General features: G+C 52.8%; 27 protein-coding genes and 4 pseudogenes. 20 read left to right on the top strand and 11 right to left on the bottom strand.

Annotated elements, in window-relative coordinates; genetic code table 11:
- The first annotated feature begins 341 nt into the window (after positions 1 to 341).
- Positions 342 to 1,571, top strand: coding sequence for a tyrosine-type recombinase/integrase (locus tag ACQG1Y_RS17200; RefSeq protein WP_063867139.1), 1,230 nt, complete (start codon positions 342 to 344; stop codon positions 1,569 to 1,571).
- On the opposite strand, the gene xis is transcribed toward ACQG1Y_RS17200, so the two are convergent.
- From xis to ACQG1Y_RS17145, 11 genes and pseudogenes are all read right to left on the bottom strand, one after another.
- Entirely contained in the window at positions 1,549 to 1,833 is a 285-nt protein-coding gene (gene xis / locus ACQG1Y_RS17195; protein WP_058646364.1) for an excisionase Xis, read from the bottom strand. The genes ACQG1Y_RS17200 and xis overlap by 23 nt on opposite strands.
- A 46-nt stretch (positions 1,834 to 1,879) precedes the next feature.
- Positions 1,880 to 2,122: a DUF4060 family protein gene (locus ACQG1Y_RS17190; protein WP_063867137.1), complete on the bottom strand. Its 243-nt coding sequence runs from the start codon at positions 2,120 to 2,122 to the stop codon at positions 1,880 to 1,882.
- Positions 2,109 to 2,828, bottom strand: coding sequence for a hypothetical protein (locus tag ACQG1Y_RS17185; protein WP_063867135.1), 720 nt, complete (start codon positions 2,826 to 2,828; stop codon positions 2,109 to 2,111). The genes ACQG1Y_RS17190 and ACQG1Y_RS17185 overlap by 14 nt, the downstream gene beginning before the upstream one ends.
- Entirely contained in the window at positions 2,821 to 3,165 is a 345-nt protein-coding gene (locus ACQG1Y_RS17180; RefSeq protein WP_063867133.1) for a hypothetical protein, read from the bottom strand. The genes ACQG1Y_RS17185 and ACQG1Y_RS17180 overlap by 8 nt, the downstream gene beginning before the upstream one ends.
- Positions 3,166 to 3,199: 34 nt before the next feature.
- A pseudogene (locus ACQG1Y_RS17175) lies at positions 3,200 to 4,358 on the bottom strand (RecT family recombinase); the annotation flags it as partial.
- Positions 4,324 to 7,113: a PD-(D/E)XK nuclease-like domain-containing protein gene (locus tag ACQG1Y_RS17170; RefSeq protein WP_426737184.1), complete on the bottom strand. Its 2,790-nt coding sequence runs from the start codon at positions 7,111 to 7,113 to the stop codon at positions 4,324 to 4,326. The pseudogene ACQG1Y_RS17175 and the gene ACQG1Y_RS17170, both read right to left, overlap by 35 nt.
- Positions 7,114 to 7,515: 402 nt before the next feature.
- Complete coding sequence (locus ACQG1Y_RS17165) at positions 7,516 to 7,743, bottom strand: RecE family exodeoxyribonuclease (RefSeq protein ID WP_426736871.1); 228 nt, start codon at positions 7,741 to 7,743, stop codon at positions 7,516 to 7,518.
- Positions 7,744 to 7,882: 139 nt separating this feature from the next.
- Positions 7,883 to 8,044 carry a YdaE family protein gene (locus tag ACQG1Y_RS17160; RefSeq protein ID WP_006811603.1) on the bottom strand — a complete coding sequence of 54 codons (162 nt, stop codon included), beginning with the start codon at positions 8,042 to 8,044 and terminating at the stop codon, positions 7,883 to 7,885.
- A gap of 11 nt (positions 8,045 to 8,055) precedes the next feature.
- Positions 8,056 to 8,262, bottom strand: coding sequence for a phage encoded cell division inhibitor protein (locus ACQG1Y_RS17155; protein ID WP_032674134.1), 207 nt, complete (start codon positions 8,260 to 8,262; stop codon positions 8,056 to 8,058).
- A gap of 213 nt (positions 8,263 to 8,475) precedes the next feature.
- Positions 8,476 to 8,850, bottom strand: coding sequence for a helix-turn-helix domain-containing protein (locus tag ACQG1Y_RS17150; protein ID WP_045621079.1), 375 nt, complete (start codon positions 8,848 to 8,850; stop codon positions 8,476 to 8,478).
- Between the two features lie 17 nt (positions 8,851 to 8,867).
- Positions 8,868 to 9,290, bottom strand: coding sequence for a helix-turn-helix domain-containing protein (locus tag ACQG1Y_RS17145; protein WP_045621080.1), 423 nt, complete (start codon positions 9,288 to 9,290; stop codon positions 8,868 to 8,870).
- A 106-nt stretch (positions 9,291 to 9,396) separates the two neighbouring features.
- Here ACQG1Y_RS17145 and ACQG1Y_RS17140 point away from each other — a divergent pair, with 106 nt between their 5' ends.
- The 19 genes and pseudogenes from ACQG1Y_RS17140 to ACQG1Y_RS17050 all read left to right on the top strand — a co-directional run bounded on the left by ACQG1Y_RS17140 (position 9,397) and on the right by ACQG1Y_RS17050 (position 20,410).
- The gene (locus ACQG1Y_RS17140; RefSeq protein ID WP_045621081.1) at positions 9,397 to 9,624 is read left to right on the top strand and encodes a transcriptional regulator; all 228 of its coding nucleotides are present in this window, start codon (positions 9,397 to 9,399) and stop codon (positions 9,622 to 9,624) included.
- A 2-nt stretch (positions 9,625 to 9,626) separates the two neighbouring features.
- Entirely contained in the window at positions 9,627 to 10,169 is a 543-nt protein-coding gene (locus ACQG1Y_RS17135) for a toxin YdaT domain-containing protein (RefSeq protein ID WP_163347616.1), read from the top strand.
- Positions 10,170 to 10,177: 8 nt separating this feature from the next.
- The gene (locus tag ACQG1Y_RS17130; protein ID WP_241277278.1) at positions 10,178 to 10,435 is read left to right on the top strand and encodes a hypothetical protein; all 258 of its coding nucleotides are present in this window, start codon (positions 10,178 to 10,180) and stop codon (positions 10,433 to 10,435) included.
- A 173-nt stretch (positions 10,436 to 10,608) separates the two neighbouring features.
- Positions 10,609 to 11,601 (top strand): replication protein, encoded by a 993-nt coding sequence (locus ACQG1Y_RS17125; RefSeq protein WP_181242521.1) that lies wholly within the window; start codon positions 10,609 to 10,611, stop codon positions 11,599 to 11,601.
- Entirely contained in the window at positions 11,585 to 12,277 is a 693-nt protein-coding gene (locus ACQG1Y_RS17120) for a replication protein P (protein WP_047736760.1), read from the top strand. The genes ACQG1Y_RS17125 and ACQG1Y_RS17120 overlap by 17 nt, the downstream gene beginning before the upstream one ends.
- 11 nt (positions 12,278 to 12,288) lie before the next feature.
- Positions 12,289 to 12,975, top strand: coding sequence for a DUF1627 domain-containing protein (locus ACQG1Y_RS17115; RefSeq protein WP_181242447.1), 687 nt, complete (start codon positions 12,289 to 12,291; stop codon positions 12,973 to 12,975).
- 3 nt (positions 12,976 to 12,978) lie between these two features.
- Positions 12,979 to 13,239 (top strand): DUF977 family protein, encoded by a 261-nt coding sequence (locus ACQG1Y_RS17110; protein ID WP_181242446.1) that lies wholly within the window; start codon positions 12,979 to 12,981, stop codon positions 13,237 to 13,239.
- Positions 13,236 to 13,472: pseudogene (locus tag ACQG1Y_RS17105) on the top strand (ead/Ea22-like family protein); the annotation flags it as partial. The gene ACQG1Y_RS17110 and the pseudogene ACQG1Y_RS17105, both read left to right, overlap by 4 nt.
- A 117-nt stretch (positions 13,473 to 13,589) precedes the next feature.
- Positions 13,590 to 13,982 (top strand): annotated as a pseudogene (locus ACQG1Y_RS17100) (hypothetical protein); the annotation flags it as partial.
- Positions 13,982 to 14,239 carry a hypothetical protein gene (locus tag ACQG1Y_RS17095; RefSeq protein ID WP_045621090.1) on the top strand — a complete coding sequence of 86 codons (258 nt, stop codon included), beginning with the start codon at positions 13,982 to 13,984 and terminating at the stop codon, positions 14,237 to 14,239. The pseudogene ACQG1Y_RS17100 and the gene ACQG1Y_RS17095, both read left to right, overlap by 1 nt.
- On the top strand, positions 14,236 to 16,278 hold the full coding sequence (locus ACQG1Y_RS17090; protein ID WP_181242444.1) for a DNA cytosine methyltransferase: 2,043 nt from the start codon (positions 14,236 to 14,238) through the stop codon (positions 16,276 to 16,278). The genes ACQG1Y_RS17095 and ACQG1Y_RS17090 overlap by 4 nt, the downstream gene beginning before the upstream one ends.
- Before the next feature lie 143 nt (positions 16,279 to 16,421).
- Positions 16,422 to 16,655 carry a DinI family protein gene (locus ACQG1Y_RS17085; protein ID WP_006811588.1) on the top strand — a complete coding sequence of 78 codons (234 nt, stop codon included), beginning with the start codon at positions 16,422 to 16,424 and terminating at the stop codon, positions 16,653 to 16,655.
- 404 nt (positions 16,656 to 17,059) lie between these two features.
- Complete coding sequence (locus ACQG1Y_RS17080) at positions 17,060 to 17,659, top strand: DUF1367 family protein (protein ID WP_058646352.1); 600 nt, start codon at positions 17,060 to 17,062, stop codon at positions 17,657 to 17,659.
- A complete protein-coding gene (locus tag ACQG1Y_RS17075; RefSeq protein WP_058646351.1) occupies positions 17,659 to 17,865 on the top strand; it encodes a hypothetical protein in 207 nt (68 codons plus the stop codon). The genes ACQG1Y_RS17080 and ACQG1Y_RS17075 overlap by 1 nt, the downstream gene beginning before the upstream one ends.
- A gap of 2 nt (positions 17,866 to 17,867) precedes the next feature.
- A complete protein-coding gene (locus ACQG1Y_RS17070) occupies positions 17,868 to 18,149 on the top strand; it encodes a hypothetical protein (protein ID WP_017692886.1) in 282 nt (93 codons plus the stop codon).
- Entirely contained in the window at positions 18,146 to 18,502 is a 357-nt protein-coding gene (locus ACQG1Y_RS17065) for a RusA family crossover junction endodeoxyribonuclease (RefSeq protein ID WP_039270102.1), read from the top strand. Before ACQG1Y_RS17070 ends, ACQG1Y_RS17065 begins: the two co-directional genes overlap by 4 nt.
- A gap of 22 nt (positions 18,503 to 18,524) precedes the next feature.
- A pseudogene (locus ACQG1Y_RS17060) lies at positions 18,525 to 18,644 on the top strand (YlcG family protein); the annotation flags it as partial.
- Complete coding sequence (locus tag ACQG1Y_RS17055; protein ID WP_039270106.1) at positions 18,644 to 19,459, top strand: antitermination protein; 816 nt, start codon at positions 18,644 to 18,646, stop codon at positions 19,457 to 19,459. The pseudogene ACQG1Y_RS17060 and the gene ACQG1Y_RS17055, both read left to right, overlap by 1 nt.
- A 567-nt stretch (positions 19,460 to 20,026) precedes the next feature.
- On the top strand, positions 20,027 to 20,410 hold the full coding sequence (locus ACQG1Y_RS17050; protein ID WP_151548461.1) for a hypothetical protein: 384 nt from the start codon (positions 20,027 to 20,029) through the stop codon (positions 20,408 to 20,410).
- The last annotated feature ends 100 nt before the right edge of the window (positions 20,411 to 20,510 follow it).

The following is a 20,510-nucleotide window of genomic DNA, read 5'->3' as shown; positions in this document are numbered from 1 at the left end:
AGGATGTAGTGTAGAATGCTGCGTTTTCGCACTGAAAAACGTCAGGCTAAGAACAGCGGCCTCCAGGAATTCGTAAGGCATAATTATTTAACTATATGAAGAACATACGTAACTTTTCGATCATTGCTCACATCGATAATTGATACCCCGCCAGCCTCCGCAAACCTCCGACAAAAACGCCTCAAGATCCCCATCAAATCAGCCTTTCCAAAAATTATACTGTTTGCATGTACAGTCAACCTACGACATCATAAGTCATGGTTTTTGTGTCCACCAGTGCGTCCATATCCTATGATGGACACATAACCCCCCGTTCTGATGGACACACGCAGGGACAAATCATGGCTATTTCAGATAGTTATCTAAAGTCGTGCCTTGGGCGCGAACGAGACAAAGTTGAAGAAAAGGCAGACCGTGATGGTCTGTGGGTACGTATCTCCAAAAAGGGGGCCGTTACTTTTTTCTACCGATTCCGCTTCCTGGGTAAACAGGACAAGATGACGATCGGCAGCTATCCGGAGTTCGGTTTAAAGGCTGCGCGCGATGAAGTGGCTAAGTGGGCCGCTATTCTTGCCCGTGGCGAAAACCCACGGATCAGGCAAAACCTCGACAAAGCCAAAATCAACAGCCAGTACACCTTCGAAGAGCTGTTCCGCGAATGGCACGCTATGGTCTGCATTCAGAAAGAATCAGCCGGGCAGGTCCTCCGCACGTTTGAATTGCACGTTTTCCCTAAGCTCGGGAAGTACCCGGCGCATCAGCTGACGCTTCACAACTGGCTCACTGTTCTGGATCGTCTGGCGCAGGGATACACCGAGATTACCCGGCGCGTAATCAGCAATGGCCGGCAGTGTTATTCATGGGCGGTGAAACGCCAGTTGATGGAGGTCAATCCACTGGCTGAAATGTCGGGTCGTGACTTTGGCATTCAAAAGCAGATGGGCGAGCGAACGCTTGACCGGAAAGAGTTAGCGATTGTCTGGCGCGCGATTGAAGATTCCCGCCTTATTGAGCGAAATAAGATCCTCTATAAATTGTCACTGCTGTGGGCGTGCAGGGTCGGCGAACTCCGGCAGGCTGAAGTTGCACATTTTGATTTTGAAGAAGGGATCTGGACTATTCCGTGGGAAAACCATAAGACGGGCAAGAAGAGCAAAAAGCCAATTATTAGACCTATCATTCCCGAAATGCTCCCGATGCTAAGGCGGGCGATTGAGCTGGCGCCGGGCCGCTTTGTTTTCTCAAAATACGCAGACAAGCCGATGAGTGAAGGCTTCCACATGAGCATCAGCAGCAACCTGGTGAAGTTCATGCTGAAGGCCTATAACGAGCAGGTTCCGCATTTCACGATACATGATCTCCGCAGGACCGCGCGAACAAATTTCTCTGAGCTGACAGAGCCGCATATCGCCGAAATAATGCTTGGCCATAAACTACCAGGGGTGTGGTCGGTGTACGACAAACATACTTACGTTGAGGAAATGAGAGAGGCTTATAGCAAGTGGTGGGCTCGACTTATGAGCATCGTCGAGCCCGACATTCTGGAGTTCACGCCGCGTCAGGTCGGGTGAGGCGGCCTTTATCATCACGGGTTAGGTTCAGGTGAGACATCGGCTTACGGGTTGATCGTGACATCTCTTTAATCTGCCAGGCCGTAACTTTGGTTTTTAACCATTTATTGGGTCCACCCATGTAAGCGCAATCTGGCTCTGGAAAAGGATTCTCGTTTGGGGTTCTTTTCCTGTAGCGTTCGAGCGTACGCGGGGAAATACACAATTGGCCGCAGATATCTTTGGTGCTCATCAGCTCAAATTTATTCGTTGCTTTGCTCATCTTCGTTCTCCAAGGGCCCCAACCGGGGCCGTTTGATAATTCCTTATCAGGACGACTGGCCGGGAAGGGCACGCAAGCGGCGCATTCCTGTCATTGCCGTGGCCACATAGCTCGCCTTGCGGTTCACCACCTCGACCCAGACCTTTACGCCTTCAACCTTCACCGTATACGTCTCTTTCATCTTGCTGCGCCCGTAGTCACCGTAACGTTGCTGGTGGGTAGCCAGTGCGATGTCGCATGCCTGACGTGCTAACGGGGATTGCTGATTACCTCGGTTAATCAGTCGCATGGTCGTCTCCTTCGATACGCTCAAACTCAATAACCCAGACCCATGGGTTAGCTTTCCAGCTTTCTTCGCCGTAGATGGATGCCCACAGCCAGGAAAATACTTCGCGAGCATCATGGCTTGCACCACCGAAATATTGATCCCCCTGATTTATGCAATACCGGCCAGTGGCAGGTAGCTTAACCAGTCCTTCACGCGCAGCATCGTTCGGGCTGATTGACTGGAGGCGCTGCACTCCAACGTTAGTAATCTCCAGCAGAATGCGGCTGGCCCAACGCGGCATATGGATCGACGGCCGCCAACCGTGACGGAGATTATCGTCAAGATCACAGTATTCAGGTTTGGCACCGCCATCAGCGGAATATTCGCAGTATTGCGGCGTTTCGAACTTTTCAGGATGGGCTCGGTATTCTTCGAATAACTCCTCAGAAACAAGCGGCCCCTGGAACGTCTCTCGCACCCAGATGCGATCGCCAACTTCTCCATAAGGACAACCGAACACTTTTGAGCGGGCCTTCAGGCCGCACGCATCGGACTGCGACCAAAAATACTTCCCGTTATCTCTGCCATTTTTGGAGTCAATCACTCGGCGTAATCCCAGCTCTGAATGCTCTGGCTGAATCGCCATGATCCGACGCGTCTGCGTCTTCCGGCCGTCGAGAATGGCGCGCACCATCTCCCCGTTAAAAATCATGCCGCGCTCAATCATTCCAGGCCTCCAGCTCGTTCTCGATCTCTTCGTCTATCTCTTCGTTGGTGGCTTCTTCGTCCAGGTAGTCACGCGCTTCTTTGAGGTACTGCTCCCGGCGTTCGTCATACCAGGCTGAGAACTCAGACGACCAGCCAATAGTCGTGCCGTCATAGTCAAATTTGGCGTTGTTCTCAGCCATGCTCTCAACCATGTTGTAAGCAGTGGTGAGCGCCGCTTCGCGGATATACCCGCGCAGATCACGCTTGCGCCAGTACGGACTATATTTCGAGTCGCAACGACCTTTAAATTCGACGGTCCAGCGACGGATGCAACGTGCATTTAATGATTTGCTCATCTCGTTACCGGGAGGGCGAACCCTCCCGCCTCCCTTAGTCCACGTATTCCGGTTTCATATCCGCCAGGGTGATGCTGAACTGATCGTGCAGCTCTTCGCCCAGGTGACGCTTTGAAGATGCGAGCACACGCTCGGCTTCCGCGAATCGCTCTGTCGCGTCTGGTTCTTCCGGAGAAGGTAGGGAGTTGATCGCCGCTTCCACCTTGTTACGTGCATCGACCAGGTAGTATCGCTTAACGGCTTTGTTTTTCAGCTCGGTGAACAGTGCGGATCCAAGCGTCGCTTTAGCCGTTTCGATGTCTGCACGGACCGCTTTGGCGCTATCCACATCCTGAGCGGCTTCAATGCGGTCGCGGAAATCCTGGGCCAGGGTGTCGATATTTACAGATGGCTCCTGAGGATCCTGCGTGTTTACTACATTTTCACCTTTGATATCAGCCAGGCTCATTTTCTGAACTGGTGCCGGGTTAATTTCCCTTTCGGTGGGCTGCTCAATCTCATCAGGCGTGTAAACGCCTAGGATAACGTGTGGGCAGTACAAGCGCGCCCAATATTTCACGCCGAGGTAGGCTATTTGCTGGTCCGGCTTTGAAACCCACAGCGGCGAATTTCGAGTAACCACCTGCGACAGGTAAAGAGGTTTATCCCAGGTGATTTCACTTTCCCCACGAAGAATGGCTCCGACTTCAACATAGAGTCCTTCTTCGTCTTCATCAGTCCAGTCGCGAACGCGTTCGGTCACGGTGTACTTACCATTCTTACCCATTTTTTCACGGGTCACTTCTTTGGTTTTGGTGCAACGTTCCCAGTCGCCGCCGTAGCGATAATGAAAACGGCCATGAATGGCACTGGAACTGGTAATTACAGCGTTAACAAGCTGCGCTTCGTAACCCAACTGGCCGTTGACGAGGTGAGTTTTTTGCGCCACCGCGTAAGGGTTCATGCCCCACTGCATGGCTTGCATAACAATCGCCATGCAATCCGCAGGCTTACCTGCCAGGTGAGCAGGTACTGTAACGACAGACTGGGCCATCAGCCCGGCGAAAGCCTGCAACTGACCCAATGCCTGAACGTTGAAAATTGAGTTGCTGGCAGAGATAGTGTTAGGAGCTTGCTGCTCAGCAGTTACGATATTCATGTTTTCCATCATCATTCCCCTTATGCCTGTGTACGCAGCGCTTCGAGGCGGCGCAGGTCGAAGTCGTTCAGTTCGTCGGTGTAGTCGGCAGTGATTGGTGCTGGCCATTCACCTGTGTCGAATCCGGTTGCGATAGCGCGCATCGCTTTGCGGTACTCGAGCATGCCCAGCTCCAGCAGTTCAGCGGATGCCTCGATGATGGCGATCCAGTGGTAGTTCTCGTCTTTGTTGACGAAAATCCAGAAGAACTGGTCCAGCGCCGCGGTTTCGCAGTACATGGCCGCGCTCAGGTGGTAGTCGCGGTCAATGATTTCCCGGTGCAGTCTGGCGCGCAGGCTTTCCTGCTTTACGTTCCACATGCTGATAGTTTTCAGGTCTGCGCCGATACGCACACCGTCCAGGTCGATCTCAAGGTCAGGGCGCACACGAACTTCCAGGCCCGTCTCCTCGTCAAAGCCGAAGTAACTCACCTCGACGGCGCGGCCCGGGTGGGTCAGCAGCATGCCGGCGGTCGGGTGAGCCAGAAGCGCTTTTTGAATATTCAGCGCGGTGCTCAGCTGCTGGCGGGTGACCAGCACTTTTCCTTCCGGATTCTCGCGCCAGGCATCCAGCAGCTCGTCGGCAAAAACAGCATCTGGTTTGACTGCTTTCACGGCCTGAATTAGATCGGACTTGGTGCCAGAAACTTTCAGCGGCTGTGGCTTCTGCGCTTCCTGCGCCACCATGTCAGGGTTGATGATCGCTAACTGCTCGAGCAGCGCGTCACGGCTACCGCTGGTTTTCACCTGCGGGGGCAGGGTGGCGTTGTACTCTTTGATGCAGGCTTTCATCGCGTTGGCGGTCTGCTTCTGGTCTGCGTCAATACGCTGGAAGTCAGCTGGCAGTGCCATATAGTTCTGCGCCGTTTCTTCCAGGTTAGCGCCCAGCGGCACCTGCGCGGGGAGGGTGGCGTTGTACTCTTCCAGTAATACCTTGATGTCGTCGGCAGACAGCAGCGCCGGCAGGCTGGCGTTGTACTCATCGATAAAGGCGCGCAGGGTCGCGGCTGTTGTGAATGCGCCTTCCGGGATAGCCGGTTCAATGCTGAATTCTGCGTCCAGCTGTTCAGGCTGCAACGCCAGCGCATGCACTAAGTTGCCCATGTCCAGCACTGCGGAACGCTCTTTGACGATGGTTTTCTCAACGTGGCGCGCATTGAAGTACATCAGCGATACGCGCGCATCTTTCACCTGGGTTGAGCTGATGCCGTTGGCAGCGTGGTAAACCTCGTTCGGAAGACCTTCATAGCGGCCTGGCTCGAAATAAGCAGGATATTCAACAGCTGGTTCTTCCTGATGCACTTCTGGTTCGTTTTGTGCCGATTCTGGTTCGCTTTGAGTAGGTTCTGGCTCTTCCTGGTTGACAGAATCTGTTTTTTGGTGAACACCAGCCTGCTCCTGGTTAGTTAGGCTTGGTGCGGCTGCGGCCAATATCTCTGCCGGAGCTACGGTAACTGCTTGCGTATCAGCTGCATCAACGCCTTCGCCTGGTTGTACCGGATCAGTATTTTCGACTTTCTCTGACTGAGTCGTTTCCATCTGCACATCGCTGGTGGTCTCCGCTGCGTTTTCCGTTTTTTCGGCTTCATTTGAGGCGTTTTGGTTGAGCAGGGCATCAATGGAAAATATGCCGTTGCCCATACTTGTGATTTTCGGTTGTCCTTTCGCTTCCTCGGCGCGGCGGCGCGCACCTTCTTCACGAATCCGTTGTAAATTCTCTTGGTGAGTAGTGGTGGCCACACGCTGGGTCATTTCCCATTTCGGATCTGTTGGGTCGCTAATACCCTCGACAAACTCACCACGTTCTGCTGCCAGCTGCTTGTCCACGTTTTCACGTGAAATACCTGGAGCGGCAGAAGGCAGCGGCATTAACTCTGTTGTCGAATTGAAATTTGTTGTCATCGTTCGATTAACAAATTCCAAGTGAGCAGCAGGCGTCTTGTGGATGTTCTCAGGAGCGATACGCACCAGGTTAAAAATTGCCGTCCGGTTAACCGCCAGAACGCCGGGCTGGTTGCGCAGAATGCTGCTCCATGATTTCCACGGCTCCTCTTTTTTAGCGACAATTTCCTTCGCGCGGCGCAGAACGCTGCCTGGTATTTCGTGTGGGTTGAAGTCCATCGGCAGCAGGGCGCAGGCGATTTCAAGATCGAGAGAGTCCAGCGTATGGTGTGCGCCTTCGCCGCGGTCAGTAACATGGCCGCCATCAGCGTTAGTGCCGGAATCAGTACGCTGCACGCTGCTGATGCGGTTTCCGGCAGCCCATTCGCGCGCCAGGATGCCACGGTCAATGTAATCAGTTTCTGCCCATATTTTGGTAAAACGAAGAACCAAAGCGAGTTCGTGACGCTTCTCCTGGCTGAACACCTTGCGAATGGCGTCGGTATAGCGCCAAAGGTCTTTGGTATCGTAACCCTTAACCTCTTCGCAGTTTTCTGCCGCCAGCAGCAGGTTCTGAACGTAGCTGTTGTCAGTGTCCATCTCCAGCATGCTGATAGCTTCGTACTCTTCGCGGGTAACGTGGTGGCGCAGTTCGTCGGCGGTGAACTGTGAAAGAAGTTGCTTGCGGAAGGGCATTCTGCACACTGGATAACGGGTATTTTCATCGTCGTGCTCGCCGATCTGGATACCGTCATCAGTAGCGATATGCTTGCCAGTTTCAACCCCGGCGTCGCTGGTTCTTTCTGATTTGAGCAGAGTAAGCTTTCCGCTTCTCCACTCTCTTACTACCTCATTGTGGTCGCCAGCATCTACTCTCAACCAGTCGGCCATGAAAGCAGCAAGTAGTTTTACTTCGTGCTCTTCATCTGGCGCGAATACCTGCTTAATCGCCTGTACCAGTTTCCACTCAGCGTTTAGGCTGAGTTCGGCAACTTCAGGGGTGTCGTTCTTCGCCAGTAGCAGATTCTGGAGATAGGTGTTGCCTTCATCCAGTGACATTTCGCTGGCAGCCAGCTGCTGCGCTTTACTGATATGCGTCTGATATTTGTCGCTGGTCAGGTGGAAGGCAAAACGGACTGCTTGAGTACGGTTTTCAAGCGTAACACTCTCGTCGATAGTTTCGACTTTAACGGTCGTTTCCGGAGCGGCAGTGTTAACCACGGATCCAGTAGACTCAGCTCCTGCCTTTGGCAGCCAGGTGCGTCCATCGTCCTGGAGTGCGTAGCGCTCGCACTAGGTGTAATCCACAGTGCCTTCTTCCGGCAGGTCGTTATATACGGGAAAATCGGTGCGGATCGGTTTGGCGTAGTCTTTACCGCGGCCAGTTTCTTCAATGCCTGCTTCTTCCAGTGCAACATCGAGTTGGAGATTGGCGCGGGCTGCACTTTTCGCAGTGAACCAAATCACCGCATCTTTCTTGCCAGATTTCTGACTGGCTTTGAGCAGATGGAAAAATTCCATGTCAGATCCTCATTTTTGGATGTAAGATCCCCGGGCCAGAAATAGCGCCCATTGGGTGTGTTTTTGGTTTGGTATAAATTCCGGTGTAACTTTGGTCGGTGGCACCGGACGTATAGGCCCGCTTCGGCGGGTTGTTACGTTATGCTTCGTGAGCCATCTGGTCGAACGAAGCGCAACGCACAGAACAGTAATCACGTTGTTCGCGTTTCAACTGCGAGCCGTGGATGAAGAGCAGTTTGTTTTTAACTTCCTTCCCTTGCTCGATCGGCTTCCGGCAGTACGCGCATTTCTTTTCCTGCATAACGCCCTCCGTTAATGGCTAAGGCCATTTCCAACGCCGTTTAAATAGACCTCAACCAGCAAATCTTTGGTGTAGGTGCGTTCGACTCCACGGTGAAGATACAGACGGCCTCGTGCATTAGCAGACGCGGTCCAGGTTGAATCTTTGTGTTTGACGAGCATGCCTGGCATAACTGCGCCGCGGTTGACCGTCTGGGTGCCATAGTGCTGATGAACCATGATGATTCCCTCTTGTTTGCCCTTGTCGCCAGGCTGGCGGAACTTTTCTTAACCTGACAACGGTGCGCTTGTTGTCGATAGATAAAGATTACAAGTAAATCTAGAAGGTGTAAAGTGCAGTTTATAGTTTTTCTTTAAATTGAGGGTGCGAGCTTTGACGTAAAGAAAAGCCATTATGTAAAGGACTGATTTGAAGGCTTGGGGTGTAGGAGGCTAGGAGGGATGTTTTTGGGAAAGTTCAATGGCATGAACCATAAGGTTAAGCTTATCTTTATCGTTGAGCTTACTAAAAACAGATAGAAGCGCTTGTTCTTGTTGATCCAATATTCTGTATTGAATGCCTGTTGTGTCACTTTGTGGATGGGTGTTGCTGTTTTCATCAGTGAAAAACCAATGCGGAGGTTTACCGGTTACGACAGAGAGTCTGGTCAAGCGATCTCCAGTAGCTAAATTCTGCCCATTAACCCACTTACTTATTGCAGTGTGAGAAAGCTTAAGTCGGCGTGCTAACTCTGACTTGTTCCATTTATGCTCCCTCATCACCTGCTGAATTTTTATGGAGAAGACTTCTAACAACTGTTTTGACATGACGTGCACGTCCTTACTTATTTTTGTATATCTTTGATGATGTTGGCTACATCACCCTTTAGCAAATCCAACTCTGAGAGTATTGTTTTGGCATGAACAATCAAGCGGTTCTTCTCTGCCTCTGGCATCTGATTAAAGAGTGAAAGGAGCGCCTTTTCCTTATCATCTAACTGGTGAAGCTGAGAGAGTTCTGTTAACTCTTGCTCTGATGGTTCATTTCCCTGCGGAAGGAAAAACCAATGAGTAGGTTTTCCTGTTACAGCAGCAAGGCGTTTAAGTCGCTCTCCTCGCGCTGTTGTTACCCCTTTTGACCATTGCTGCGTTGCCTGAGGGGATACCATAACCCGTCGGGCCAGCTCCGATAGGTTCCAGCCTGTTTCTTGCAGAATCACCTGCATCCTGTAAGCGAAATTTTTATTTTCTTCTTTCATGCCTTCCATTCTACAAACCAACCTTGTAATCAGCACTTCAAGTCTTTAACAAGAAAAACTAGTAATGCTTTAAGTTTGAAGATATAGTTTTCCTTGAAGACAACAAGGGGAGCTTATGAATCCAAATTTGAAACGTCAGATCTGTCTGATTAAGAACCAAACAGAAATAGCTGAGGCACTTGCTACTAAGCCACAGACGGTAAGTTTATGGCTAAAAAGTCAGGTTCCTTCTCATCGAGTCATACCTTTATGCAAGTTTCTGGATTGGAAAATTACGCCTCATGAAGTTCGTGGTGACATTTATCCAAATCCCACAGACGGGCTGCCAAAACAGGAGTCCTGACCATGCATGCCATTTCATATCAACAAAATACCGGATTACATCCGGGGGCGATGATAAATCGCAATCAGCCCAGCGCGGCAGATAAGCACGAACAGATCCGCGATGCCGTTCGTGCCTGGGCCGCGTCACTGGATAACCAGGATGTCGTTGCCGGAATCATCGTTGAGGAATGGGAACGACAGGGCGGCGCCGGGCTGGAATTTCCCGAAGACCTGAGCCGTAAGCGTCAGAAACTCTTCCGCTGGCTCGATGGTGATACGGAGTATGCGCGCAAAAACATCAGCCAGCTGTCGCCCGCGATCATCGCAGTTCTACCGCTTGAGTTCCGTGGACGTCTGGTACCTCAGGACTGCTTTATGACGCGCTATGCAGCGATGGAGAAGGAGATCGGCGAAGCGAAACGCGCGGTGATTCTGAGGGCGCCGCAGCACCAGCTGGTGAAAGAGGTGAGGGAGGGCATTGAACACCTGCTGGCGCTTCTGCCTGGGGAGGCTGTTGTTCAGGTTCTGAGTGGCCTCGCAGTCATGGGCCCGGGCGTCATGTGAGGTGTGCAGTGAATCATGTCGAATTTATTGAAAAGCACGTTCGCGAAGAACTTATCCGGCAGGGCTTCACCGCAGCTGTGGCGCAGGGGGGGGGGGCATTTCAGGCCGTCGATATGTACAAGCGAATGTCTCAGGCAAGTCGTAAGGGGAGAATTTTCGATGATGTTTTGCGTCACGCGAAGTTATGGGCAGAAAAACAGACAGTGCCGGCAGATCGGTTTGAGTCGAAGCGCATCAAGCGCGGTAAGCAGCAGGGGCTGTTCTAAAAGGGTGAAAGCCGCGGTGAGGGGGCACCAACGGCTTTCGTGTGCAAAAACGGGACGTAATTGCGAGGTCATTATGACAAACGCATGTACTAAACACCAGGCTAAAGGGGCATAGCATGTCAAATGTCGCTTATGCCGATTTTGCGGCACGTAGTGCCATCAGGAGCAACCGGATGGAGAACCAGAAGACCGGATTCATCCCGTTGTACCGGAGCGTACTGAAGAAGCCCTGGGCGAAAGATGTGTTCCTGCGCACGTTGTGGGAGAACCTTCTTTTGGGTGCTGCACGTCAGCCCTACACGGCGAACTTTAAAGGCCGTCAATGGCCCTTACAAACCGGACAACTGGTAACCACAACGGCCGATTTGGGGCTGAAATTATGCGACCGGGAAGGGAAGCCGAGTAGTCGCCACGCCGTGGACAGGATGCTTGATGTTTTCGAGCGCGAAGGAATGATTTCTCGTTCTGGAGAGAAGCGAAAAGGCACTGTGATAACCATCACAAATTATGAGCAATATGCTCAAAAAATAGACGATTTACCCGCGCAATTCCCCGCGCATAACGGCGAGCATTTCACCGCGCATGACGAAGCCAGTAATGGCGCGGCTTGCGAGGGACATGCCGCGCATTTACCCGCGCATAAGACCGCGCAATTCCCCGCGCATCATGAACAACAATATAATAACAACAATATAAATAATAAGATCTCTTCGTCTCGGAATTCTGAAGAATCCCGAAACGAGGCGACTCAAAAATTCCTCTCTCGTCACCCTGAAGCTGCTGACGGAATTTACACCCCGGCAGGTAAATCATGGGGAACTGCTGACGATCTCAAAGCCGCTCGCTGGATTCATTCTCTGCGCCTGACCATCAATGCCAGCCTGAGCGAACCGAAATGGGTCGAATGGGCTAACACAATCCGCCTGATGCGCGTCCAGGACAAACGTACGCACTTCGAGATTTGCGATCTGTTCAAGTGGGCCAACAAGGATGATTTCTGGAAAGACAACATCCTGAGTCCGTCAAGCCTGCGCAGGAAGTGGGACGACCTAACTACCAAGCGCCTGCGCAGCGGTGGACAACCAATGAAGACCACTGCGAAGGGCAAGGTGGATTTCAACAACACAGACTGGATCAACGGGGTGTTCGATGAAAAGTCTTTCTGAGCAGATGGTCAGCATAGACCGTGAAAATTTTGCGCGCATAGCACGCGGCATGCCTGAATTGCCGGATGCGCAGGATACGCCCGCCGAGCAGACCGCTGAAATCTTTAACGCGCTGTTTAGCGCCTTGCGTGCAGCATTCCCGGCCAGCGTGCATAGCTTCAGCGACCAGTCTGAGTTTGACGAACTGCGCCGCCAGTGGGCTCTGGCATTTCGTGAAAACGGGATCACCACCATGGAACAAGTGAACGCCGGGCTGCGCATTGCACGTCGCCAGGAACGCCCGTTCCTGCCGTCGCCAGGTCAGTTCATCGCATGGTGCCGGGAAGGTCATGGCGCCCTGGGTATCACCGTTGACGATGTCATGTCCGAATACTGGCGCTGGCGAAAGCTGGTTTTTCGCTACCCGACCAGTGAGCAATACCCGTGGAGCCAGCCCGTGCTCTATCACATTTGCCTTGAACTGCGCAGACGCGGTACTGACGGCCAGCTCAGCGAGAAAGAACTTGTTCGCGTTGCTGGTGATCTACTCCACGACTGGGAAATGCGTGTTCTTGATGGAAAACCTGTTCCACCAGTACGCCGGGCACTAACCGCACCAGCTCAGGATCGAGGCCCGACTCCGGCGCAGATGCTGATGGCGAAATACAAACAGCGAAAAGACGCTGGACTGATTTGAGAGGCAATCACATGGAAACCGTAATTCAGGTACTGGAAAAAATGGGCCGGGCGACATACCGCGAAGTTGCTGCCCGTCTTGATATCGACCCGGTCGATGCGCTCACCATGTTACGTGAGCAGCGTGATCAGGGGTTATGCGATTTTGGAGACGGCGGCTGGTTCCTCGGTACCGTGAAAGGTCAGTCTCAGCAGTCAACGCCAAAGGCACCTGTGAATCCGTTCCCGCGTCTGAAAGGTGAGGAGCCGGAACCCGTTGATCCTGATGTCGTCCGACAGCAGCTGCGTGAGCAGGGGGCTATGACGACAGTTTCGCTGGCCGCGGCCGTCAATCGCAATGCCCGCGGAATGGTCTCTGTTCTTCGCGCGCTGGAGCGCCAGGGCGTTGTGGTGAAGAACGGGAAGGGCAAAGGCGTTACCTGGTCCCTTGCTGTTGTTACAGAACCCGTTAAGCAAGAACCGGTACCGGAGGCACCTGCCGCGCCGGAAGAAGCAAAACCGGTCGAACAGATCGTAAGTGAAATCCCCTCGTTCACCGAAGGGTGCGCCGCAGTCGAAGCGGTACCAGCGGTACGGGATATTTCTCGCGAAATCCGCCGCACCAGAAACAAGCTGGAGCAACTGACCAAACTGCGTGAGGCGGTTCGTGTTATTGGTCGCCACAGAAATCTCGTGCAGCAGCTGACAGGGAGGGAATAACCGATGGCCAGAAAGAAAACCGACAAAGAACGCGCCCTGATCATCAACCGAATTATCGAACTGGTGAAGGAGCAGGGGCGCATCACCACGAATGACGTCGTTGCGATGTTCGGCCTGCACCGGACCACGGCGGAGAAATATCTCCGCGTAGCGGTGGAGCAGGGTGGCCTGGTTCGCCATGGACGCTGCGGTGTCTTCCGTGACATGCGGGCAACAATCGACTTTGACCTGAAGCGTTTTTCACACAACAAGGCGGCAGCATGAGCAACATCGACAAACAGGCGCTGCGTGATAGCGCAGAAAGCACAATCAACATTCTGGAAAACATCGCCGGATTCGAACCATCTGATATCGACGGCGACACCGTAGAGCTCCGCTTTGAAACTGAGGACGGCTTCGATACCGGTTGTGACGTGAGCATTGTTGACCAGTGCCAGAAAGCCGCCGATGTAGTTCAGGCGCTGCTGGATGAGCTGGAAGCCAAAGACAAGCGCCTGAATGAAATTCTCACGCCGAACATGCTGCTGCCAGTGATTGGCGATATGGATGAAGACAATCTGCGTCACGTTATTAAGACCGTCAGCGAAAACTATTCGTTGCTGCACGCGAAATGGGAATCCGCAGAGAAGCGGGTTGCTGAGCTGGAGAGCGACAACGCATACATAAAAAACCGCCACAAAGAACTGGACCTGTTAATCGGTAAAAACATTCTGGTAATGCAGGCAGCAATCATCGAATGGCAGGGAACTGGCGACGCCAGAAAGGGGCTGGCATGGATTTATAACACGCTGTTTGGCCCAGGCGAACTGCCGGACGAATCGGAGAAAGACGCCCAAGCCTATTTTGACCGTAAATATGCTCCTCTGGACGACGAACTCATGAATCTTCATCGGTGGTTCTGGGAGCAGAGCGAAGCTGAGCGCGCCGCCGCGCGCGTAGAGGAGGATGGCTACGACGCTATGCACAAGGCAATGCTCACGGCAGCACCGCAGCAGGAGGAGAAGTAGTGGACCATTTGCTGAAATACGCTTGTAGGCGTGTGGCTGAGTTGGAAAATCTCCTGCTGGTGGAAGTACCTGAAACCATATGGCCTGCCGAGGTCGGTATGGTCTACAGCCAGATTGAAAACGCCGGGAACCTGCCGGCGCACCACCAGCGCCGCCTGCAGCATCACATCAATCGGATGTGGCTGGAACGAATGCCGGTACCGTCAATTATCGCTGCTGCCCGCTCGCTGGCCACCGCCATGGAGGAATACGCGTGAGAGAAATTATTGTTGATAACTTTGCTGGCGGCGGCGGGGCGAGTACAGGAATTGAAATGGCTATCGGGCGCAGTGTGGATATTGCGATCAACCACGACCCGAACGCCGTTGCGATGCACACCACCAACCACCCGGACACGTTGCACTATTGCGAATCCGTCTACGAGGTCCGGCCAAAGATTGCGACCGCTGGCCGCCCGGTTGCGCTGGCATGGTTTTCTCCTGACTGCCGTCACTTTTCGAAAGCCAAAGGCGCAAAGCCCGTTGAGAAAGCGATTCGCGGACTGGCGTGGATTGTCATTCGCTGGGCGCTGGATGTTGGCCCGCGCGTGATGATGCTGGAGAACGTTGAGGAGTTCAAAACGTGGGGGCCGTTGCTACGTGAAATGCCGTTTATCAGTCACGCAGATCGCTTCCTGGATGAATTTATTGGTCCGCCGCAAGCTGTTGAGCAGCGCCCGGATCCTGCCCGCTCTGGCGAAACTTTTGAGGCATTCATTGGCATGCTGACCACTGGCATTTCAGCAGATCATCCTGCGCTGGCGGAATGCTGTGAATTTCTGAATCTTTCGTTGGACAGCGAGGAAGCTGCACGTCTGGTAAAAGGCCTGGGCTATGCCGTTGAGTATCGCGAGCTTCGTGCCTGTGATTATGGTGCTCCGACGATCAGAAAGCGTTTCTTCATGGTGATGCGCCGGGACGGGCAGCCAATTACCTGGCCGGAAGTAACCCACGCGGATCCGAAATCTCCAGCAGTGCAGGCTGGGAAGCTGGCGCCGTGGCGAACAGCTGCTGAATGCATCGACTGGTCGATTGCCGCGCCGTCAATTTTTGGCCGTAAAAAGCCGCTGGCAGAAAACACTCTGAAGCGGATAGCCCGGGGAATTCAGCGCTTCGTCCTGGACAATCCGACGCCGTTCATCGTGAAGTGTAACCACACCAGCACCCGTTCGGGTTATGACTGTTTCAGAGGTCAGAGCCTGAATGAGCCTTTGCAGACCATCACAAAAAAACACGGCTACGCAATCGCAGTACCGCACCTGACGAAGTTCCGCACAGGTGCTACTGGGCAGGAAGTCACTGAACCGGTACCGACAATTACCGCAGGTACATCGAAGCGTCCGGGCGGCAACGGGCATGCACTTGGCATGGTAGAAGCCGCACTTACACCTTTCCTGGCTGGTAACGGCGGCAGTGAATATCAGGCAAAGCCGCGCCCGCTGGAAAAGCCTGCGCATACAATCCTGAAACAGTCACGGGCGTGCGTTGTTGCCCCGGTTATTGCCCGGCAGTTCGGCGCCAGTACAGGACATCGGGCAGACGAACCCAGCGCGACAATCACCGCTGGTGGCGGCGGCAAATCGCAGCTGGTGATGCCTACGCTCATTCAGATGGGCTATGGCGAACGCGCGGGGCAGGAGCCGCGCGTGCTGCAACTGGATAATCCGCTTGGTACCGTTACGGCAGGCGGCAATAAATTCGCCACTGTGAGCGCGTTCCTGGCGAAGCACTACGGCGGGAATTACCAGGGCGCTGGCGTGGGCATGGACGAGCCGATGCACTCTGTGACAACCGTCGATCACCATGCTGCGGTAACCTCTCATCTGGTGAAGCTGCGAGGAACCTGCCGGGACGGACAGCGCACCGACCAGTCAATGCCGACCATTACCGCTGGTGGCACGCATGTGGGAGAGGTGAAAACCATGCTGGCCGTAGACGGATACGACGAGCAGCGCGCGCAGCAGGCGCTGGCGTTCCTGCGCGAATATTGTGGCCCGGACAGCACTGGCCTGGTGACGCTGGATGGGGTGGTTTATCGCATTGTCGATATTGGCATGCGCATGCTGCAACCACATGAGCTATACCGGGCGCAGGGCTTTCCGGAATGGTACATCATCGACCAGGATTTCCGGGGCGTGAAGTACGCGAAGGATAAGCAGGTGGCGCGTTGTGGAAATGCGGTTCCTCCGCCATTCGCAGAGGCGCTGGTGAGGGCGAATCTCCCTGAACTTTGCCAGTCGAAAGAGATAGCAGCTTAAAATCGTCTGATTATTCAACCCGCTACGGCGGGTTTAATTTTTTCTTACATACACAAAATTAGCATTTTGTGCTCTTGTTGCGTTGACCATTTTTCCAGGTAGGTGTACTGTATAAAAACACAGTATATGCAAAGGAGGCCACCATGAAAGTTGAATTAACCATTGATCGCACAAAGAAACTTCCAGATGGAGCAATGCCAGCGCTGGAAAAAGAACTGCTAAAACGGCTCCGGAATCAGTTCGAGGATTGCAGTCTGGTTGTTCGTCGTGCTGGTTCGGATGGGTTAAGCGTTTATGGTGGGGCAAAGGAAGCGAAGAAGACGGTTGAAGGGATCCTTCAGGAAACCTGGGAAAGTGCAGACGACTGGTTCTATTAAGGGTGTACACAGGGGTAGCGCGCATTTTCAGAATACCGCAATTTGCGAATCCCTTTGATGCTGCTGCCGACAATTTCTAATCGCGTCTGTATGTCGCTCAGGGGGATTCCGTGGAGGGTGTAGTTCAGTCAGATCTGCGAGTGACCATAACCGATGGGAAAGGAAGGGAGTTGCTGTCCTTCAAGTTGGGTGCGGAAGAGCGCTATATAATTTCCACCAAAGATAGCTCCATAACTCACAGAAAACTAAGCAGGGACGATCGTTACTGGTCCAAAGAAACCATTATGGAAGTTGTAAGGGAAATGGCTTCTAAAAATTGACTTGTCACTACGTACGCAATCATAATTCTTGAGCTGGCCTGAACAACCAGCAACCTGACCGCGATGCGCCACGGAGTGAACACCATGGCGCAGTTACAACTCATTAAGCAGTCCTCAGGGATCCTGATCCCGGCTACGCCGGAGACCAGCGATTTGCTGCAATCAAAAATCAAGCTCGGCGCCGTGCTGGTGGCCGACTTCAAACAGGTACGCAATCCTGCGTTTCATCGCCGCTTCTTCGCTCTGCTGAATCTGGGCTTCGAATACTGGGAGCCTACCGGCGGCGCAATCTCCTCCAACGAGCGCAAGCTGGTTACCGGCTACGCTAAATTCCTGGCTACCTATGGCGGAAACGAAGGCGCACTGCTCGATGCCGCTGAGCACTATCTTGAGCAGGTTGCGAGCCGCCGCGTAACAAACGGGATCAGCCTCTGTAAATCCTTCGATGCATACCGTGCCTGGGTGACTATTCAGGCCGGGCATTACGACGCTATCAAACTTCCGGATGGCTCACTTCAGAAGCACCCACGCAGTATTTCATTCGCCAACATGGACGAAATTGAGTTCCAGCAGCTGTACAAGGCCGCGCTTGATGTCCTCTGGCGCTGGATATTATCCAAAGCATTCAGGGACCAGCGCGAGGCGGAGAACGCCGCTGCGCAACTCATGAGCTTCGCGGGGTGATGGGGATGAAGCATACCTGGTTCCATCATACCGATTGTACAACCCAGCAGGCCGAAGAACTCATGGCGGAATACCAGCGCCGCGGCGTGAAGGTAGAGCGCAACCTGAACTCAGATTATCTCACCTGGACCGTCAGCGCCCGGCTGCCTGAAGGTAATAAACCACCGCGTATAAATCGCCGGTGGCAAAACCGGATATGGGGGTGAGCATGGCTATTTATCGCAGCAAAAAATGGCTCGCCGCCGTCGGGCAGATCGAGCGTTGTGTTCTTTGTGGAGCATGGGGGACGCAGGTGGCACACCGGAACGAAGGGAAAGGCATGGGATTAAAAACCGATGACTGTGCGACAGCAGCTCTCTGCGTATGTTGTCATGACAGCATTGATAACGGGAATAAGCTTAACCGGGACGAGCGGCGGCAGCTTATGGACCGCGCGATAGTTCTGACAGTGATCGAAGTTGCCCGCCGCGGGCTGGTGGTGCCCGCATGAAAATTTACGAAATTACGCCGATTGGCAAACCCCGAATGACTCAGCGCGACCGATGGCATAAACGGCCAGCAACAGCAGCGTACTGGGCATACAAAGAACAGGTCAGGTTGCTGGGTGTCCATCTGCCAGAGTCCGGATATCACGTCACGTTCGTTATCCCCATGCCGAAGAGCTGGAGTAAGACAAAGCGGGCGCAATATGTCGGCCGGCCTCACCAGCAAAAGCCTGACAAAGACAACCTGGAAAAGGCTCTACTGGATGCGGTGTTTGACGAAGATAGCCATGTCTGGGACGGGCGGGTTACCAAAATCTGGGGAGAAACCGGGCAAATTATCATCGGGGAGGCCACATGAAGCCAGAAACGCTTGAGGTACTGAGGTACTCCGCGCGCGCTGGCAGCGCCTTCGCATCTACCGCTTCCGGGGATCGGTGCTGGTGGATTACCGCATCCTTCGTAATTTTGTTCGCATCTATCATTCAGCAGGAGCCGCATAATGAACCTCGAAAACACCGTGAAATACCACTTCGCCAAGTCGACGCTTATTAGCGACTCTCCGCGCGCCACTGCTTCAGATTCACTGACCGGGACGGATGTTATGGCGGCCATGGGCATGACCCAAGAACGCGCTGGCATGGGATACAGTGCCTTCCTCGGAAAGATGGGTATCAGTTACAACGACCGGGCGAGGGCGATCGAGCTTCTAGCAGAGTATGCACTGACAAAATGCGATAGCGTAGCGGCGCTGCGCAAGCTTGACGACAGTGTTAAGCCGCTGGTGATGCACCAGTTGGCCGCCTTCGCTTTTGAAGATTATTCTCGCAGCGCCGCCAGCGTGAAACAGTGTGACTGCTGCTCGGGTCAGGGATTCATTGAGGCTGATGTTTTCACGATGAAATCGCACTACACCATGAAGCTTCCACAGTGGGCAAAAGACCTTAAGCAGTCGCCTAGTGATTTCGAAGTTAAACGCCAGGTGAAAGAGGTGGTGCGGGTTCTGTGTTCGGCCTGCAAAGGTAAGAAAGTTGTCAGTTGCGCCTGTAAAGACTGCCACGGGCGCGGTAAAGCAGTGAATCAGGTCCTCACTGAAAAGCAGGGCGTGCCGGTTCTGGCCGACTGTAAGCGTTGCGGCGGACGTGGATATGAGCGTATCCCCTCGACTGAGGCATATGCGGCTGTTTGCCGTATTACCGATGCGATATCCGTTGCCACCTGGGAGAAGTCCGTTAAGCGGTTCTACGACCAGCTGATCACTAAATTTGACATTGAGGAAGCGTGGGCGGAGGCTCAGCTTAAACAGATAACAAAATAGCGATCGATAAAATAGCTCATTATTCTATAGTGAGCTATTTACTTTTCCGGAAACTGTGTTAATTTGGTTCTAACGATGGGCGTTGCATGTCCAGGGTATCGGCAAAGAATTTTCATTTTTCTGCCAGCTCACGATTGATAGCACTTCTTACAACAAGTCAGTAGAGAAGGCACAAATTGCCATCAATAAGCTACATTTCCTGTTGATAACTTTGTATATGCACGTATAATGCCGCGCCATCGATTACCTTTCAGGTAAAAAAAGCGGATTTAAAATTCGTGATAATTTGATAAAAAAGTAGTGTTTTTCTTCTTGTGCGAAGTCGAATCTTTAGGTAGGTTGGAGTTGTAGCGCATTCAAGGCTCTACTAAGGAAATTTAATTTGAACAAAATACAGCCAGCTATTGTTTATACAATGACCTTTTTTGCAATCCCTGTATGGGGAATTTGGCTGCTTTCGCTCGTTAAATAACCAAACAACCTCACTCTATCTGATTTTTAAAGATTTTTCTCACCTTATCCATATAGAATAGCCCTGGAACTAACGATCTGCGCAGACGTTGGGTTGTGTTAATCTGGATAAGGTGCCTGTCTATAGACGAAACTTCAAATACTGCTTCTGGAACAAAAGTATGGGCTCTGACCATTATGGTCGGGATAACTATTGCAATAGTTAGCTTTTTCGGCTCTCGCTTGGTTAACCAAGTTGACGAAATGGATAAGGCTCTACAGGCTACGAGAGAAGTACAGGCTTCCCAGACAGAAATTATCAAAGGTCAGCAGCGGGACATTGATAACAATGGGAAAGAAATCGAGCGACTGAGAAATCAAGTTGATCGCCTGAAGGATGACAATGCTGCTCTTAAAGCGAAGGCGGGTATCCCACTAACGCTGAACAACAAGCCACCTTCGGGTGGCTTTTTAGTTTCTAGGCAATGGAAATCGCTTTGAGTATGTGACGACATCCCGGTGAGACCAGGCACACTTCCCTGGCGCGGCAAAGCGATCCCCATTGTGATGAAGCTCAGCGGCGAGCTAGGGAATAGTTTTG

Origin of the sequence: Enterobacter cloacae complex sp. 397G4 (assembly GCF_050031515.1) — a bacterium.
Taxonomy (GTDB): Bacteria; Pseudomonadota; Gammaproteobacteria; order Enterobacterales; family Enterobacteriaceae; genus Enterobacter; species Enterobacter hormaechei_C.
The sequence above is the reverse complement of the archived record's forward strand: the minus strand, read 5'-3'. Positions and strand labels throughout refer to the sequence as shown.